This window comes from Sandaracinaceae bacterium (assembly GCA_020633055.1).
Taxonomy (GTDB): domain Bacteria; phylum Myxococcota_A; class Polyangia; order Polyangiales; family Houyiibacteriaceae; genus JADJJE01.
The window spans coordinates 675,687-691,479 of the sequence record JACKEJ010000008.1 but is presented as its reverse complement, the minus strand read 5'-3'; the positions used below and the strand labels follow the sequence as shown (position 1 = coordinate 691,479).

Annotated in this window: 16 protein-coding genes; 14 read left to right on the top strand and 2 right to left on the bottom strand. The window is 70.3% G+C overall.

All coding sequences use genetic code 11. From position 1 onward, the window contains the following. Positions 1-22: 22 nt before the first annotated feature. The 3 genes from H6726_19655 to H6726_19645 are packed head-to-tail and all read left to right on the top strand — an operon-like array spanning position 23 to position 2,605. On the top strand, positions 23-1,144 hold the full coding sequence (locus H6726_19655) for a DegT/DnrJ/EryC1/StrS family aminotransferase (protein ID MCB9659875.1): 1,122 nt from the start codon (positions 23-25) through the stop codon (positions 1,142-1,144). Next, positions 1,141-2,136, top strand: coding sequence for an ABC transporter ATP-binding protein (locus H6726_19650; GenBank protein MCB9659874.1), 996 nt, complete (start codon positions 1,141-1,143; stop codon positions 2,134-2,136). The genes H6726_19655 and H6726_19650 overlap by 4 nt, the downstream gene beginning before the upstream one ends. 34 nt (positions 2,137-2,170) lie before the next feature. After that, positions 2,171-2,605 (top strand): rhodanese-like domain-containing protein, encoded by a 435-nt coding sequence (locus H6726_19645; GenBank protein MCB9659873.1) that lies wholly within the window; start codon positions 2,171-2,173, stop codon positions 2,603-2,605. Positions 2,606-2,628: 23 nt separating this feature from the next. Here the strand turns inward: H6726_19645 and H6726_19640 are convergent, their stop codons facing one another. Beyond that, positions 2,629-3,192 carry an NTP transferase domain-containing protein gene (locus tag H6726_19640; GenBank protein ID MCB9659872.1) on the bottom strand — a complete coding sequence of 188 codons (564 nt, stop codon included), beginning with the start codon at positions 3,190-3,192 and terminating at the stop codon, positions 2,629-2,631. Positions 3,193-3,513: 321 nt separating this feature from the next. Between H6726_19640 and H6726_19635 the strand changes: the two genes are divergently transcribed. The 8 genes from H6726_19635 to H6726_19600 all read left to right on the top strand — a co-directional run bounded on the left by H6726_19635 (position 3,514) and on the right by H6726_19600 (position 11,246). Then, positions 3,514-4,143 carry a hypothetical protein gene (locus H6726_19635; protein ID MCB9659871.1) on the top strand — a complete coding sequence of 210 codons (630 nt, stop codon included), beginning with the start codon at positions 3,514-3,516 and terminating at the stop codon, positions 4,141-4,143. A gap of 161 nt (positions 4,144-4,304) precedes the next feature. Continuing rightward, a complete protein-coding gene (locus H6726_19630; protein MCB9659870.1) occupies positions 4,305-5,762 on the top strand; it encodes an Ig-like domain-containing protein in 1,458 nt (485 codons plus the stop codon). Positions 5,763-5,837: 75 nt separating this feature from the next. Beyond that, positions 5,838-7,256 carry a serine/threonine protein kinase gene (locus H6726_19625; protein ID MCB9659869.1) on the top strand — a complete coding sequence of 473 codons (1,419 nt, stop codon included), beginning with the start codon at positions 5,838-5,840 and terminating at the stop codon, positions 7,254-7,256. After that, on the top strand, positions 7,253-8,275 hold the full coding sequence (locus tag H6726_19620) for a LysM peptidoglycan-binding domain-containing protein (GenBank protein ID MCB9659868.1): 1,023 nt from the start codon (positions 7,253-7,255) through the stop codon (positions 8,273-8,275). The genes H6726_19625 and H6726_19620 overlap by 4 nt, the downstream gene beginning before the upstream one ends. A gap of 4 nt (positions 8,276-8,279) precedes the next feature. Next, the gene (locus H6726_19615) at positions 8,280-8,975 is read left to right on the top strand and encodes a glycosyltransferase family 2 protein (protein ID MCB9659867.1); all 696 of its coding nucleotides are present in this window, start codon (positions 8,280-8,282) and stop codon (positions 8,973-8,975) included. Beyond that, complete coding sequence (locus tag H6726_19610) at positions 8,972-9,787, top strand: DUF2064 domain-containing protein (GenBank protein MCB9659866.1); 816 nt, start codon at positions 8,972-8,974, stop codon at positions 9,785-9,787. Before H6726_19615 ends, H6726_19610 begins: the two co-directional genes overlap by 4 nt. Positions 9,788-9,829: 42 nt before the next feature. Further along, complete coding sequence (locus tag H6726_19605; protein ID MCB9659865.1) at positions 9,830-10,468, top strand: Crp/Fnr family transcriptional regulator; 639 nt, start codon at positions 9,830-9,832, stop codon at positions 10,466-10,468. A 7-nt stretch (positions 10,469-10,475) separates the two neighbouring features. After that, positions 10,476-11,246: a 3',5'-cyclic-nucleotide phosphodiesterase gene (locus H6726_19600; protein MCB9659864.1), complete on the top strand. Its 771-nt coding sequence runs from the start codon at positions 10,476-10,478 to the stop codon at positions 11,244-11,246. 122 nt (positions 11,247-11,368) lie between these two features. Here the strand turns inward: H6726_19600 and H6726_19595 are convergent, their stop codons facing one another. Then, entirely contained in the window at positions 11,369-11,854 is a 486-nt protein-coding gene (locus tag H6726_19595) for a DUF2505 domain-containing protein (GenBank protein ID MCB9659863.1), read from the bottom strand. Positions 11,855-12,029: 175 nt separating this feature from the next. Between H6726_19595 and H6726_19590 the strand changes: the two genes are divergently transcribed. From H6726_19590 to H6726_19580, 3 genes are all read left to right on the top strand, one after another. After that, a complete protein-coding gene (locus H6726_19590; GenBank protein MCB9659862.1) occupies positions 12,030-12,998 on the top strand; it encodes a hypothetical protein in 969 nt (322 codons plus the stop codon). A gap of 142 nt (positions 12,999-13,140) precedes the next feature. After that, positions 13,141-14,823, top strand: a complete 1,683-nt coding sequence (locus tag H6726_19585; protein ID MCB9659861.1) for a hypothetical protein — start codon at positions 13,141-13,143, stop codon at positions 14,821-14,823. Positions 14,824-14,872: 49 nt separating this feature from the next. Next, the gene (locus H6726_19580; GenBank protein ID MCB9659860.1) at positions 14,873-15,790 is read left to right on the top strand and encodes a metallophosphoesterase; all 918 of its coding nucleotides are present in this window, start codon (positions 14,873-14,875) and stop codon (positions 15,788-15,790) included. Positions 15,791-15,793: the final 3 nt, after the last annotated feature.

Sequence of the window (15,793 nt, the reverse complement as noted above, 5' to 3'; positions counted from 1 at the left end):
CATCTGATATCCTCTCCGGCCCATGATCCCGATGACCCGCCCCCTGCTGGACGACGCCGAGTGCGACGCGGTGCTGCGCGTGCTGCGCAGCGGGATGCTGGTGCAGGGCGCTGCGGTGGAGCGCTTCGAGCAGCTGGTGGCCGCGCAGTGCCAGCGCGCGCAGGGCGTCGCGGTGTCCAATGGCACGGCCGCCCTCGTGCTGGCGCTGCAGGCGCTCGGCATCGGCGCGGGCGACGAGGTGCTCGTGCCGGCGCTCACCTGGCCCAGCCCCGCTCACGCCGTACGCGCGGTGGGCGCGCACGTCACCTTGGTGGACGTCGACCCGCACGAGTGGAACGCCACGCCCGAGGCGTTCGCGGCGGCGCGCACCCCCCGCACCCGCGCCGCCATCGTCATCGACCAGTTCGGAAACCCTGCGCGAGGCCCCGCCCTGCGCGCCGCGCTCGACGGCCTGGTCGTCATCGAAGACGCGGCCTGCGCGCTGGGCAGCGTGTTCGCAGATGGCGCGCCGTGTGGCAGTCTGGGCGACGTGAGCTGCTTCAGCTTCCACCCCCGCAAGGTCATCACCACGGGTGAGGGCGGCATGTGCGTCACGGACGACGTCGAGCTGGCCCGCCGCCTGCGCGTGTTGCGCAACCATGGCCAGGCAGCCCCCGGCGTCTTCGAACGTCACGCGGGCAACCACCGCCTGACCGAGATGGGTGGCGCGCTCGGAATCGCCCAGATGGCGCGCCTCGCGGACATCAACGCGGGGCGGCGCGCGCACGCGGCCCACATGCGCACGGAGCTCTCCGAACACGCGCCTGGCCTCACGTTTCAAGCGTCGCCGCCGGGCGCCCTGCCCAACCAGCAGACCTTCGGCGCCCTGCTCCCACCAGGCACCAGCGAGGCCGCGCGCGACGGGTTCATCGAAGCGTGCAGGCGCCACGGTGCGCAGGCTGGACCTCTCAGCTACGCCCTCTCGCAGGTGCCGAGCGTGACCCCCGACCCAACGGTCACGCGGCCCGACGGACAACCCTGGGTCGCCGTCGACATCGTGCGACGTGGCGTGTCGCTCCCTCTCTTTCCCACTATGTCCGCCGCGGAGCGCGAGCAGGTCGTCGAGGCCGTCACGCGCGCCGCCGAGGAGCTCGCTGCGTCATGACCGAGCCCACCCAAGACACACCAACGAGCCTCGCGCCGGCCGGGTCCTCTGAAGACGTCGTGCTCAGCGTCGACGGGCTGGCCAAGACCTTCCGCATCGGGTTCTTTCGCAAGAAGGTCGAGGCTGTGAAGGACGTGCGCTTCGAGGTGAGGCGCGGTGAGATCTTCGGCCTGCTGGGCCCCAACGGGGCTGGCAAGACCACCACCATCAAGTGCGTGCTGCGCCTGATCCACCCGGACCGCGGGCAGGTCCGCATCTTCGGCCGACCCCCGAGCGACCGCGAGGCCGTGCGTCGTATGGGCTACATGCCGGAGAACCCGTACGTCTATCAGTATCTACGGCCCCACGAGTTCTTGGACCTGTGCGGGCGTCTGATGGGTATGTCCCCGCGCGACCGCGCGCGTCGCAGCGACGAGCTGCTGGAGCGCGTCGGGCTCACGCACGCCAAGGACCGCCCCATCGGCAAGTTCAGCAAGGGCATGATGCAGCGCGTCGGCCTCGCGCAGGCCCTGCTGCACGACCCCGAGCTGCTGGTGCTCGACGAGCCCATGAGCGGTCTCGACCCCATTGGCCGCAAGGAGGTGCGCGATCTGCTGCTCGAGCAACGTCGCCGCGGCAAGACGCTGATCTTCACCAGCCACATCCTCAGCGACGTGGAGATGCTGTGCGACCGCGTCACGATTCTGCAGCGCGGCGTGGTCACCGCCGCGGGCACCATGGACGCGCTTCTGCATCGCGGGCAGCGCCGGGTGGAGGTGCAGCTGGGCGGCCTCAGCGAGGAAGCGCAGCGTGCGCTCGGCCGACATGGCGTGCTCACCCCGCACGGGGGCTCGTGGGTGCTGAGCGTGGACGTGGACGCGGTCGACGCGCTGCTGCGCGCCGCTCTGGACGCCGGCGCCCGCGTCGAGTCCGTGCTGCCCCACCGCGAGACGCTCGAGAACTACTTCCTGCGTGACCCCGCGCCGCGAGAGCCCGCGCGGACGAACGGATGAGTGATACCCCCTTGGAGCCCGTGAGGACGAACACATGAGTGATACCCCCCTGATCTCCCCGGACGAGGCGCTCGAGCTGATGGAGGACGAGGGTTACGTGTACCTGGACGTGCGCACCGAGGCCGAGTTCGACGGTGGCCATCCGAGTGGTGCCTACAACATCCCGGTGCGTTTGCGCGGTGGCACCGGCATGGTCCCCAACGACGCGTTCGTCGATGTGGTGAAGGCCAGCTTCCCGCTCGACGCCAAGCTCATCGTCGGCTGTCAGATGGGTGGCCGGAGCGCAGCCGCAGCGACGTTGCTGCGGGAGGCAGGCTTCGCGGACGTGCGCGACCAGAGCGCGGGTTGGGGCGGCAGGAAAGACGCGTTCGGCGGCACGGCGGAGCTCGGGTGGCAGGCGGCCGGACTGCCCGTGGGCCTGCGGGCCGAGCCCGGGCGCGACTACGCGACGCTGCGCGCCAAAGCGTAGCCGCGCTCGCTCGCAGCCCCTCGTCAGCGACGGACGTCGCTCGGGTGATCCCAGTCGTCGAGGGCGGCGGCGACGCCCGGACCGTCGAAGCGTTCGGGCGAGACCTGTTGGAAGAGCGCTTGGAAGGAGCGCGCGCCCGAGGCGATGGTGGCGTCGAGCGCGGGGAGCACCTGCTCGGGGCGGTAGCGGGCGAGCATGGGCTCCCAGGGGGCACGAGGGCCACGTCGGGCCGCCAGCACGGGTGCGGCGCTCGCGTGGGTCGCCAGCTGGGCGAAGAGAGGGCCATCGACGTACGGCATGTCGCAGGCCACCACCACGACGTGCTCGAAGCGGTGCTCGCTCGCCGCGGCCAGCAGGGCGCGGAGGCCGCCGAGCGGACCCACGCCCGGGGGGTCGTCGGTCAGTCTTCCAAGGAGGTAGCGAGGCCACGCTGCTTGGGCCACGTGGACCGGCGCATCGTACGCGGCGAGATCACCCACCAACCACGCGGCGGACAGGCCCGCATGCACTCCGGCCCGCAGGGCGTGCAGCACGAGCGGCTCGTCCCCACCCGGAACAGACAGCAACCCCTTGGGCTGGCCGCCCATGCGCGAGGAACGTCCGCCCACGAACACGCCCAGCGCAGTCCGCTCAGGCGAGGGCGAGGTTGTCGTCGTGTGCAACGTCATGACAGACTGAGCGTTCTGCCTAGCATGAACCGTCGCCCTGCCCCGCTCGTCGCGTCTGCGGCCTTTCTGTCACCGTCTGCGGCGGGCCCGAGCCCCTCGGCCCATTGCCAGGCGGCTGCCTGGCCCATGCCGCATGCACCTGAGTCGTCGCGGATCCGCAGGGTCACACCGCACGCCACCCTGCAGCGTGTAGCGCGCCGTGGCGAGTTGCTCTCGATGCCCGTATCCCGGACCGCGCTCATGTCGTTCACGTCGCGCTTGGGGCCCTTCATGCTCATCGGGCTGCTGGGCTGCTCGGCGCTCCTGTCGGGCTGTGGCAGCGACGCCCGCGCGCCCCAGGCCGTCGAGACCCCGCCCGCATCAGCCCCCGTCGAGCCCAACTACTCGCCGTTCGTCGTCGATCTGCAAGGCACGTCGCCCGCGGCGCTGCCCTTCCACCTCATCTCGTTCAAGGACGTCGGGATGTCGCTCCCTGACGACGCGTCGCGGCAACTCGCGTACGAGAGCCTGGCAGAGGCGTTGTCCCTCGAGCTGCTCGAGCTCTCCAGCGAGCTCGGGGCGGACATGATCTCGAGTGTACGCCACGACCACCGTGTCACCGACCCGTCCGCGCATCTCGCCTGCGAGGGGGGGCATCTCTACGTGGACGTCTGGCGCTCGGGTCAAGACGGCCCCTACGGCTACTCGCTGTGGTCGGGTTGCGGCGAGGACGACCGCTTCGCGTACAACGAGCAGGTGCCCCTCGTTCCGCAGGCCCTCCCCGGCAGCCCGAGCCAACCCGTCGCACCGTCGATGGACCCGCTGGCCCAAGAGATCGCCGAGTCTCTCGAGGGAGCGTTGCGTCGTCGCTGCTTCCAGCGGGCCTGCTGATCGCGCCCCGCGGACCTGGCTGCGGGTGCGGGTGTCCGCAGCGCGTGTCTCGCGGCTGCTGTGGAGGCCGTGGATGACACGCTCAGCGTCGACACGCGGTTGGTACCATTTCTGTAACAGACGTTACGCGACGGGCTCAGGCCGACGTGGTACCTTGCGGCATGGCTTATTCTCCCCTTCGGAGTCGTCGTCGTGCGTGCACGCGATCGCACTCCTGGTCGCGACCCCTCCTGGTCCTCGCAGCGCTCCTGCTCGGCGCCCCCAGCGCGGCGCGAGCCAACGGCGCCTACAGTCACGTCCACATCTCGCAGCTGGCCGTGTCCGAGCTGCCGCCTGGCCCGATCCGAACGCTGTTGGAGGACCCGCTCTACGCGCCCATGTACGAAGCGGGCTCGATGTTCCCCGACAGCGGCTACGCCATCTCGAGCCCCTATGGCGAAGAGGCCCACTGGCCCCCGTTCGTGCGTGCGTACCAAGAGTATCTGATGGAGACCTATCAAGGGGACTTCAGCTCGTCGGAGGCCAAAGAGCAGCTCGCGTTCTTCCTGGGCTTCGCGTCCCACGGCGTGGCGGACCAGACCTACGACACGATGATGCTCGCGCGCTCGGAAGAGATCGACGGACCGGTCGGTGACGTGGATCGAGAGGCGGACTACTTCATCATCATCGACCAGAACGTGCTGCTCTACACGGAGTCCTGGGCGCCCTACGAGCCCCTCCCGAGCATCTTCTCCGACAGCGTGATGTACGGCTCGAACCCGGCCGTCAGCACCATCGATCAGGCCACCATCGAGAACGGCATGGGCCGCATGGGGTTCGTGATCTTCATCCAGCGGCGCGCCGCATACAACGGCTACCTACAAGCCTGGAACACCTACCCCTGGCTGGGTACGCACATCTACAACCCAGACGCGCACGGCTCCCTCCCCCACCTGGCCAAGCTCGTCGCTGCATCCTGGCAGGCGCTCTACCGGCGCGTCCAGGGCGTGGCCTCCATGGATACGGACCTGGTGGTCGCGACGGTGCCCGAGGATGGCGAGACGAACTTCCCCGTCGACCCGGCCGAGAGCCGCACGCTCACCCAGCTGGGCGTGGTGTTCGGCTATGGCATCAAGCGTGATCAGCTGAGCCCCCTCATCCGCCTCGTGGACGAGAGCGGCGAGACGGTGCCCACGACCTTCCACACGCCGTACAACACAAGCATCGCGTTCTTCGCCATGCTGCGCCCGACGGGGCAGCTGCAGTACGACCACCAATACCGGGTGGAGGTGAGCGCGGGCGTCGAGAACCTCGCAGGCGAGACCAGCAGCGTGCCCTACACGTACACGTTCCGCACCCGGTGCGCGCCGGACGCGCTGGCGGACTGCCCGCCGCTGCCGCCGCCGCTCGTCACGGGCCCCATCCCCACCGCGCCGCCGCCTCTGACTGGCACCGACGCGGGCGTCGATGCGGGGACGACCGAGCCCGAGGTCGACATGGGGGTCAGCCCGAGCCCGAGCGGTGGCGGAGGATGTTCCGTCGTGGCCGCCCGCGCGGGGTCCACGGCGTTGCTCCCGTTGCTCCTCGTCGCCCTGGTGGGCCTCGCGCGACGTCGTCGCGTCCCTCGAACCCCGGTCTAACACGCCAGAATTACAGCGACTTGCGAGTCGCCCGCGTTGACAGGGCTGGCCCGCTTGATAGCATCCCCCCTCCTCATGTCCGACCGAATAGGCAACTACCGGGTGCTCAGCGAGGTGGGCGCCGGCGGTATGGCGGTGGTCTACAAGGCCATCCAAGAGCCCCTGGGGCGGCTCGTCGCCATCAAGGCCCTCAAGTCGTCCATCGCCATGGACAGCCAGTTCGCCATGCGCTTCGAGCGCGAGGCGCACTTCATGGCGTCGCTCCAGCACGAGAACATCCTGCACGTCGTCGACTTCGTGAAGGACGGCACCTCCATGTACATCGTCATGGAGTACGTGCAGGGCATCGACCTCTACGACCTGCTCGAGCTCTCCCCCGTGCTGCCCGCCGAGGAGGCGGCCATCATCGCGCTGCAGGTCGCGCGCGCGCTCGACTACGCGCACTTCCGCGGCATCATCCACCGCGACATCAAGCCCGCCAACATCATGCTCAGCAAGCAGGGTGAGGTGAAGCTGATGGACTTCGGCATCGCCCGCGACGACAAGCTCAGCGACCTGACCGAGACCGGGACGGGCCTCGGCACGCCCAGCTACATGAGCCCCGAGCAGATCCTCGGCGACAAGCTCGACTTCCGCAGCGACATCTTCTCGGTGGGCATCGTCCTGTACCAGATGGTCACGGGGCAGAAGCCCTTCGTCGAGGACGAGTCGCGCACGGTCATGCAGAAGATCCGGCTCGACCGCTTCCTGGCGCCGCGCAAGCTCAACCCCAAGGTGCCGCGCCAGCTCGAGCGCATCATGGCGCGCTGCATGGAGAAGATGCCGGCCGCGCGCTACCCGAGCACGCAGGCCCTGATCGACGACCTGGTGGAGTTCCTCGCGCCGCGTGTGCCCATCAACTACAGCGCCAAGCTGGTGATGTACCAGCGGGACATCGGCTTCCTCACGGACGAGGAGGCCGACCGGGTGCTCGAGGCCGCCGGTCCGCGCAACATCCGTCGTCGCTCGGCCGACCCGACGCTGCTGCGTGACGTGTCGCTACTCAACGTGGCCCTCCTGCTGGGGGTGATCGGCGGGGGTGTCGCGATCGGCAGCGCCAGCGCCTCCGACGACGACGGCGACCCTGCCCCCGCCCTTTCGCCCGCCCTTGGAGCCGCGACGCCGCGGGCAGGGGCCATCCGCGTGGTGGTCGACCCCTGGGCAGACGTGTACGTGGACGGCGAGCAGGTGGCGACGACGCCCACCGCGCGCGAGATCGCGCTGTCGCCCGGGCTGCACTACCTGCGCTTCACCAACCCGTACTTCGCCGAGGTCGAGCGCGAGGTGCGCGTCCGCACGGGCGAGACGGAGTGGGTGGACGTCGTGATGGTGCCGCGGCACGCCACCCCGAGCGTGGACGGCGTGGGCGAGGCCGGGGTGGGCGCCACAAGCGCTCCCCCCGCCGACCCCGAGGCGGAGGCCCTCGCGGAGACCGACGAGGAGGGGACGCCATGAGCGCGAGCGCCCTACGTCGCGTGTGCCTGGTGCTGCTTGCCATGCTGCTCGTGCTCGGCACGTCCAGCGCACCGACGCGCGCCGACGAGCTCTTCGCTCATGTCGTGCGGCCAGGGGACACGCTCGCGTCCATCGCGCAGCGCTACTACGGGGACCCTCGGCGTGAGTCGGTGCTGGTCACCGAGAACGGTCTCACGACGCAAGGCGGCTCGGCCATCGTCGTGGGCATGCGCCTCCACATCCCGTGGGTCCGCTACCACACCGTCGCGGCCGGCGAGACGTGGCAGCAGCTGGCCGATCGCTACTACGGGGACGCGCGCCGCGCCTTCGTCATCATGGAGTCCAACCGCGTCACCAGCGAGCAGCCCGCCGAGGGTGCGGAGCTGCTCATCCCGTATCCGCTGCGGCACATCACGGGTCAGGGCGACAGCGTTACGCGCGTGGCTCGCTTGTACTACGCCGACAGCGTGGCCGGCACGCGCCGCCTGCGCCGGTTCAATGGCATTCGCGGCAGCCGCCTCACGCGCGGCCAGGTGGTGCTGGTCCCGCTCCCCGATCTCCTGCTCAGCGAAGAGGGCCGTCGGCTGGTCGAAGAGAGCACGGGCACCGCGCCCAGCGATGGCGCGCAGCGGGAGCGCCAGGCCGACATCGAGCAGCAGCTGCCCGTCTTGCGTGAGCACATCCGTCGCGGGCGCTTCACCGAAGCGGTCGTGCTCGGCGCGGGGCTGCTCGGCGCGGCCTCGGTCACCTCGGCGCAGGCGCTCAGCATCCACCGGGAGCTCGGCACGGCCTACGTGGCGCTCGACCGCACGGACCTCGCCGTCGCGGCGTTCCTGGCCGCGCTCGAGCTCCAGCCGGACCTCGAGCTGGACGGCCTGCGAACGTCCCCCACCGTCATGCGCGCGCTCGCGGCGGCGCGCGAGCGCAGGGCTGCGGCTGCTGCGGCCGCCGCCGGGCAGCCCACCGCAGGCGCGCCGGATGGTGGCGCGAGCGCGCCGTCCGACGCGGGCAGCCCCTGAGCGGATGCGGGTCGACATCGTCATCCCGGCGCTGAACGAGGAGCGCGCCCTGCCGCTGGTGCTGGGCGACATCCCACGCGCGCTGGTGCGCCGCGTGGTGGTGGCGGACAACGGCTCGACGGACACCACGGCCGAGGTCGCCCGCGCACACGGGGCGGAGGTCGTCTACGAACCCGAGCGGGGCTACGGCGCAGCGTGCCTCAAGGCGCTCGCGCTGCTGCGGCAGGACCCACCCGACGTGGTCGTGTTCCTCGATGGGGACCACGCCGATGACCCCACGCAGCTGGGCGATCTGCTCGCGCCCATCGCGCGGGGAGAAGCGGACCTGGTGCTGGGCTCGCGGGTGCGGGGGGCGCTGGCCGGCGCCCTCACCCCTCAGCAGCGTGCCGGCAACGCGGTCGCGTGCGGTGCGCTGCGGCTGCTGTATGGGGCGCGCTACACGGACCTGGGCCCCTTCCGCGCCATCCGTTGGGACGCGTTCGAGGCGCTGGGCATGGTGGACCGCAACTACGGGTGGACCGTGGAGCTCCAGATCAAAGCGGCTCAGCGCGGGCTGCGACACTGCGAGGTGCCCGTCCGCTACCGACCGCGCGTGGGCACGTCGAAGGTGAGCGGCACGCTGCGCGGCACGCTGGGCGCAAGCTACAAGATCCTGCTGCTGCTGGGCCGCTACGCGCTCCCCAGCGCGCGAGCGCGATGAGCGTCCAGCTCGCGCTCTTCGCGCGACCGCTGGTGCTCGGCCGCACCAAGACGCGCTTGGCTGCCGTGCTGGGCGCGGAGCGCGCGCTGTCACTCTATGCGGCCTTCCTCGAGGACACCGTCGAGCGAATGCTCACGCTCCGCGCGCAGCTCCCCGAGGTCGAGCTGGTCTTGTGCTGCGCCGAGGCCGAGCCGGGGAACGCGCTGCGGGAGCGGGCGGAGCGCTGGGGCTTGCCGATTCGATCGCAAGTGGGGGAGGCGCTCGGGGCGCGCATGACGCACGCGCTCTCGGAGGGCATCTCCGAGCGCGGCGCCGCGCTGGTGGTAGGGACCGACGCCCCCACGCTGCCGCTCAGCGTCCTGCGCGCAGCCTGCGTCAGTCTGGTGGGCGATACGGGCTCTCCACCCAACGTCGCTCACCTGTCACGTGCGCGCGACGGCAGCTCGCGCGACGAGCTGGGAGCGGGCACCGCAGGCCTGCAGCGACCCGCGTCGGGTCTCCACCTGCCCGAACTCTGCTTCGTCCCCGTCGCGGACGGTGGCTACGTCGTCGTGGGCGCGCGCGGGGCCCCCCCGAGCTTCGAGGACGTCCGCATGGGCACCCGCCACGCGCTCGCCGACACCCTGCGCGTCAACGCGGGCCGCGCGCACGTTCGTCTCCCTCCCTGGTACGACGTGGACCGCCCGGCCGACCTGCGGCTGCTGCGGCTGCATGTGCGGCTCGACCCGCGCGTCGCACCGCACACGGCCGCCCAACTCGCGGACATGGAGGCGCCCGGTCGCCCACCCACGGACCGGGGCGGCGCTTGGTAGCGAACTTGGGACTTGCCCTGCGGACTTGCTAGCGTAGCGGGAATGTCCGAGGACAAGCTCTTCGATCGGGTCGGCCGTGTGTGTGCGAGCGGCGAGATCCTCTTCCGTGACGGCGACCCCGGCGACACGATGTACGTGCTGCGCTCCGGGCGGGTGCGTGTGTTCAAGGAAGCCAACGGGCGCGAGAAGACGCTCGCGTACATCGAGGCCGGCGACTTCTTCGGCGAGATGGCGCTGCTCAACAACAAGCCCCGTACGGCCAGCGCCGAGTGCGTCGAGGAGACGCGCGTGCTGGTCATCGACGGGAAGACGTTCGAGGCCATGCTGCGCGGCAACGCCGAGATCGCGGTGCGCATGATCCAGCGCCTCGCGAAGCGCCTCGACCAGGCCAACGGCCTGGTGGGCGTGTTGATGCAGAAGGACCCCAAGGCGCGCGTCATCCTCGGGCTGGAGCGCGCGGCCGAGAGCGGGACGCCCCTTCCGGACGGCTCGGTCAGCGTCAGCGCCGACGAAGAGTCCCTCGCGCAACAAGTGGGCGTGAGCTCCGAAGATGTGCGCGGTGTGCTCCAGCGCATGGCGCGGCTTGGCATCATCGAGGTCAGTGAGAGCGGCTTCCGTATCCCGAACGTGATGCGGCTGCACGAGTTCCTGGAGTTCTTGCAGAGTCGGAACAAAGGATGATCCACGCGTGAAAATACGAGTGCTCGGCTGCCACGGGGGTGAGACGCCCCGGCATCGGACCTCTAGCTTCCTGCTGGACGACACCCTCGCGATCGACGCGGGGGCGCTGACCAGCGCGCTGGAGCTGCCCGACCAGCACAAGGTGCAGGCCGTGCTCGTCAGCCACGCGCACATGGACCACGTGCGCGACCTGGCCACCATCGCGGACAACCGCTGCCAGCAGGGGGGGCCGCCGCTCGAGATCGTGGGGCTCAAGAGCACGCTCGACGTGCTGCGCACCCACTTCTTCAACGACCTGCTGTGGCCCGACTTCTCCAAGATCCCGGCCGGCGACAAGGGCATGACCATCACCTACCGCGAGGTCGAGGCCGAGCAGACCATCGAGGTGGCGGGCAAGTCCGTGCTGCCCGTGCACGTCAGCCACACCATCGACACGGCGGCGTTCATCGTGTCCGACGGCAAGCGCAGCATCGCGTACAGCGGCGACACGGGGCCCACCGAGCGGCTGTGGGAGGTGCTGGCCGAGCGCAAGCGCCTGGACGCGCTGCTGATGGAGGTGTCGTTCCCGAACGACAGCCACGCGCTCGCGCGTGTGAGCGGGCACCACACGCCGCAGAGCCTCGACGAAGAGATGCGCAAGCTGGACCGTGCGGAGGACATCCCCACGCTGCTCTATCACATCAAGCCGTACTTCCAGCGCGAGGTGGAGCGTGAGCTCTCACGCGTGCGCAAGTGGAGCTTGGCCGTGTGCGCGCTCGAGCAAGAGTACGAATTCTGAGGGGCGGGCCGATCCGGCTGGTCGGGCGGTCGAGACGCGGTCCGTCACGCGGGCAGCCCATCTGAGCGGCGAGCCGGTCCGGCTGGTCGAGACGCGGTACGTCACGCCGGGGTCGCGCGCTGCTAGATCAGCCCACGCTCACGGAGCATCTCGTTCGCCAACGTCGCCGCGCGCTCGTAGGACTCCTTCACGTTGTCGACGAGCTTGGACTCCATCTGCTTGCCGACCAGCGGCACCTTGACCGACAGCTCCCCTTCGATGATGCGCTCGCAACCGTCCTTCGTGGCGCGCAGGGTCGTGGTGCCGCTGCCCTCGAACTTGTTGGCCAGCACCATGGGGATGATCGTCCACGCGATGTCGAACGACCCAGGTGCGCGGCGGGACTCCTGGTCGTAGGAGATGCGGTCGGCGCCGATGGCCTTGGCCATGACGGCGGGGATCTCCTTGTTGGCGATCACGCGCGAGCGCACGTAGAGCCCGCTCGCGTCTTCGCGGCGCTCCAGGATCTCGCGCGCGACCCCGGTCGCGGCCGCCATGCGTGCGTCGAAGCTGGGGTCGTCGAGCACGCTCATCAGCGCGTCCGGGGTGCAGGCGAAGCGTTGGGTCATCGAGAGGTGCATGGTGCTGTGCTCATATCAGATCGGGGGTCTCGTCGACCTGAAAATCCCGAGCCACGCTGCCTAGGCCGCTGGGAGCTGCGCGACCATCCGTCGTCCCACTCGGCGGTCATTGACACCCCGTGACAACTCGTCTATCTACGCGGCAGCACAGGAGGATTTGTTGATGAAGAACTGCACTCACAGGTGGGTCACCTATGCCCTCTCATTGTCTCTCGTGTCGCTCGGATGCGGCGGGGGTAGCGACGATCCAGCCGCCGACCTCGGGCCAGGCGCGCCAGACGGCGGCGGTGGCGACGTCGGCACGACGCCGACCGATCTCGGTATGGGGACCACAGGCTGCGCGGACCTCCCCGCCACGAGCGTCAACGCGGGCGGCGTGCGCAGCGCCTACCCGAACATCCAGTACAGCGCTGGGACGGGGTACCGAATCGACTCGGTCGGCGTGAAGGTCACGGAGGACGGTGACTCTCGCGGGCCATTGTTCGAGATGTTCATCGAGGTGACCAACACGGGAGCGACCATCGGCTGCAGCTACCTACCCGACGTCTCGCTCGACTTCGAAGAGCTGCTGGGTACGGTCGACGGCGACGGCTACTACAACGACTTCGGCTCGCTGTACTCCTGCATCGCGCCGGGTCAGAGCGGGATCCTGACCGCGCTCGAGCGTGGTCTCGACCGCAGCGACCTCGAGGCGGCGTCGTCCCTCACGATCACCATGAACCCCTTCGCCCTGGGGACGTACACGCGGGAGACCGATGGCCCCACCTTCACGCAGGAGGACGTGGTGTCGGACGCAGACGGCTACGGCGTCGCCGGGCGACTGTCGATCAACACCACCATCTACAACTACGGCGTCAGCGTCTACCCGCGCGACTCCCGCGGCGTGTTCGTGGACGAGCTGCTCGCGTACCCCGGAGAGCTGGGCACGCTGAGCGCCGGGAGCACGATCGACTTCGACACCACCCGTACGCCGTGCGCGTTCTCCTCGTACCGCACCATCGACGGTTGGATTCGACCGTCGAACACGTTGCGCGCTGCCGGTGTCGCAACGCCCGAGGCCCAGGCGCGTGACGAAGGGATCGCGGCACGCAGGGCTCAGGTCGCGGCGCTGCGCGCGACGGACGCGCCCTAGGGCGGCGTAGCCCAGTGGGGCGGAGGCCCGCTCAGGGAGCGGGCGGTCGTCTCGCTCGACGTGTTCGCGGGGACCGCGACGGGTTGGACCGAACGCTGATCGGTCGACGCTCCACGGCGCCCGGCGCGATATGCTGGGCGCCATGGGCTCGCTGCCGTACGTGCTCCAGGTCGTCCTTCCGCGCTCGGGCGCCGTCCCGCCGAACTCTGCCATCGTCCTACAGGGACACGTGGTGGGTCCACTCGTCGTCACCGCGCGCGCTGCGGGGGCCGACGTGGGCGTCGCGCTCGAGCCAGCACCCGAGTTCGGGCCGCGCGCGCCAGGGACGTTTCGGATGTGGTTGGTGCGACCGGCCACAGGCGACTGGCCAGCGGGAGGCACGGTCGTGCTGACGGCCGTGCGCGAGCCCCAAGAGCCCGCCGTGCTCGAGGTGCCCATCGCGATGGCGCGCGACCTCACGGCGCCAGCGCTCTCGTCCGTGTCACTCCCTCAGACGCAGACCTTCAGCGGGCCGCGCCAACCGAGTTGGGAGGCGGTCGTCTGCGCGCATCGTGGGTTCGCCGATGCCGAGAGCCCGCTGGTCGTCGTCACGCTCGAGGTGGGTGGATCGGTGCTGACGGGTAGCGCGCTCGAGGGCCTGGCCGGCTACCTGCCGCTGCCGCCCGGTCCCGTGCAGCCACTCGACGCGATCACGCTCACGGACCTCGCCGGGAACGCGGTGCGTACTGCCCAGCCCTGCACGGACGCGCGGGTGGCCGAGCTGCCGTCCGAACCGGTGCCGGTCGAATCGGTGGCCGAGCCGCCGTCCGAGCCGGCGCCCTCCGAACCGCTGGCCGAGCCGCCGTCCGAGCCGGGGCGGTCCGAGCCGAACGCGACCACCGCAGCGTTCGCCTGCGTCGCGGGGACGCTCGCCACCGAGAACGGCTGGTTCGTCGGGACGACCGACGCGGGCACCGAGAACGGCTTCTCGCGTGGGCACTATCGCGCGAGCGCGTCGACCGCCGGGGACATCGAGATCGCGGTGACGGCCGCGCGCCTCACGGACGACCACGCCATGCCGATCGAGGTCGCCTTTCGCGGCGGCTTCTTCGGCGTGACCGGGACCTCGTTGTTCTACTTGTACGAGACCGACGCCAACTGGACCGGCTGGAAGGCCACGCCTGTCGCGGTCGAACCCGGGCCGGTCGAGCTGCGCGTGACTCAGCGCGGAGCAGAGGTCGAGGGCTTCGTGAACGGCATGCTGGCCGGGAGCCTCACGCTGCAGCGTCCGTCCGCGGAGGGCCCCGTCGGCGTGTTTTTCAAGGGGCCACCGGGGCAGCAGGCGCGCATGCGCTTCCGCGACTTCACCGTGCAGCCGCTGCCACCTGCAGGTGTGCCGTCGGTCGCCCCGCCGCAGGTCGCCCTGCCTGTCGGTCGACTCGTGTGGGGGGGCTACGACGTCGGCGCGGGGGACCCGCACCCGGAGGGCGCGGCGAACCCCTCGGGGGAGCCGTGGGACTTCGCGGTGCTGGCCACGGAGGACGATCACACCGTGCTGGCACGCGTCTGGACGGGCTCGATCGACACCCGCGTGATCGCCGACTTCTGGTTCGACGACGCGCTGCACGGTCGGCAGGACGCCGCCGTGCTGCCGCTCTTGGTCGAGGGTTTCTTCGGCGACGATGGCCACACGCTCGGCTACTACCGGAACCCCGATCGCTTCAGCCACGTGCGCTTCACCAACCTGCGCACCGGTGCGTCTTGGTCGTGTCACTGGGACTCGCTGGACGAGGCGGTGGCGGAGATGATGGCCTCGCCCGCGTTCGTGCCCCGCGACATGCGTTGACCCCGGTCCGACGTGAATCCATCGTCCATCGGGCCTACAGTACGCCCGCATGTTCCGCATCGCGCACGTCTCGGACCTGCACGTCCTGTCACCGACTGGGGTCGAGTGGCGGCGCGTGGTGCTCAACAAGCGCATCACCGGGCAGGTGAACCTGATGCTGAGCCGAGGGCGCGTCCACCGGCGGGACTACCTCCTGCGGGTGCTCGAGGCCGCGGGCGCTGCCGCCGACCACGTCGTGGTCACCGGTGACATCACCAACCTCGCGCACGAGAGCGAGTACCGCGAGGCCACGCGGCTGCTGACCGAGCTGAGTCGCTCGGCGGAGGTCACGGTCGCGCCCGGCAACCACGACGTCTACCTGCCCACGCTGCACCATCATGGGCGCTTCCACCGACACTTCGCTCCGTTTCTGAAGACGGACCTGCCCGAGATCGGTGTCGAGCTGCAGCCAGGCGACTTTCCGTGCGTGAAGCTCCGCGGGCCCGTCGCGTTCATCGCCCTGTCGAGCGCGGTGCCGCGCCCTCCGTTCGTCAGCGCGGGCTACCTGGGGCACGAACAGCTCGTCGCGCTACGACGCGTGCTCTCGCACCCGGAGGTCAGGTCGCGCACGCCGGTCATCCTGGTGCACCACCCGCCGTTGGACGAGAGGCCGCGGCCGCTCCAGCTGCTGGACGGCCTGGTGGACGCCGCGGCGCTCCGGGATGTGCTGGCGGAACAGGCGCGTGGGCTCGTGCTGTTCGGACACACGCACCTCCGCCAGCAAGGCCGGCTCGGGACCCGCACGGGGGCGCTCGACGTCGTGAGCGCCAGCGGGGCGGCGCTCGATCACCCGAGCGATACCGTGCGCGCCGGGTTCAACCTCTACGAGATCGACGACGCCGGCGGCGTCCGCACGATCGAGGCGCGCGTGCTCGACCCCGCCACCCTGGACCTCGTGCGCGTGCCGATCGCGCGCCTCGGAGACTGATTG

Excerpts from the sequence above, each read along its gene's own strand:
- H6726_19630 (MCB9659870.1), top strand. The coding sequence starts at position 4,305 with ATGGCTTATTCTCCCCTTCGGAGTCGTCGTCGTGCGTGCACGCGATCG.
- H6726_19615 (MCB9659867.1), top strand. The coding sequence starts at position 8,280 with ATGCGGGTCGACATCGTCATCCCGGCGCTGAACGAGGAGCGCGCCCTG.
- H6726_19590 (MCB9659862.1), top strand. The coding sequence starts at position 12,030 with ATGAAGAACTGCACTCACAGGTGGGTCACCTATGCCCTCTCATTGTCT.
- H6726_19580 (MCB9659860.1), top strand. The coding sequence starts at position 14,873 with ATGTTCCGCATCGCGCACGTCTCGGACCTGCACGTCCTGTCACCGACT.
- H6726_19625 (MCB9659869.1), top strand. The coding sequence starts at position 5,838 with ATGTCCGACCGAATAGGCAACTACCGGGTGCTCAGCGAGGTGGGCGCC.
- H6726_19645 (MCB9659873.1), top strand. The coding sequence starts at position 2,171 with ATGAGTGATACCCCCCTGATCTCCCCGGACGAGGCGCTCGAGCTGATG.
- H6726_19620 (MCB9659868.1), top strand. The coding sequence starts at position 7,253 with ATGAGCGCGAGCGCCCTACGTCGCGTGTGCCTGGTGCTGCTTGCCATG.
- H6726_19655 (MCB9659875.1), top strand. The coding sequence starts at position 23 with ATGATCCCGATGACCCGCCCCCTGCTGGACGACGCCGAGTGCGACGCG.
- H6726_19610 (MCB9659866.1), top strand. The coding sequence starts at position 8,972 with ATGAGCGTCCAGCTCGCGCTCTTCGCGCGACCGCTGGTGCTCGGCCGC.
- H6726_19640 (MCB9659872.1), bottom strand. The coding sequence starts at position 3,192 with ATGGGCGGCCAGCCCAAGGGGTTGCTGTCTGTTCCGGGTGGGGACGAG.
- H6726_19585 (MCB9659861.1), top strand. The coding sequence starts at position 13,141 with ATGGGCTCGCTGCCGTACGTGCTCCAGGTCGTCCTTCCGCGCTCGGGC.
- H6726_19635 (MCB9659871.1), top strand. The coding sequence starts at position 3,514 with ATGTCGTTCACGTCGCGCTTGGGGCCCTTCATGCTCATCGGGCTGCTG.
- H6726_19650 (MCB9659874.1), top strand. The coding sequence starts at position 1,141 with ATGACCGAGCCCACCCAAGACACACCAACGAGCCTCGCGCCGGCCGGG.
- H6726_19595 (MCB9659863.1), bottom strand. The coding sequence starts at position 11,854 with ATGACCCAACGCTTCGCCTGCACCCCGGACGCGCTGATGAGCGTGCTC.
- H6726_19605 (MCB9659865.1), top strand. The coding sequence starts at position 9,830 with ATGTCCGAGGACAAGCTCTTCGATCGGGTCGGCCGTGTGTGTGCGAGC.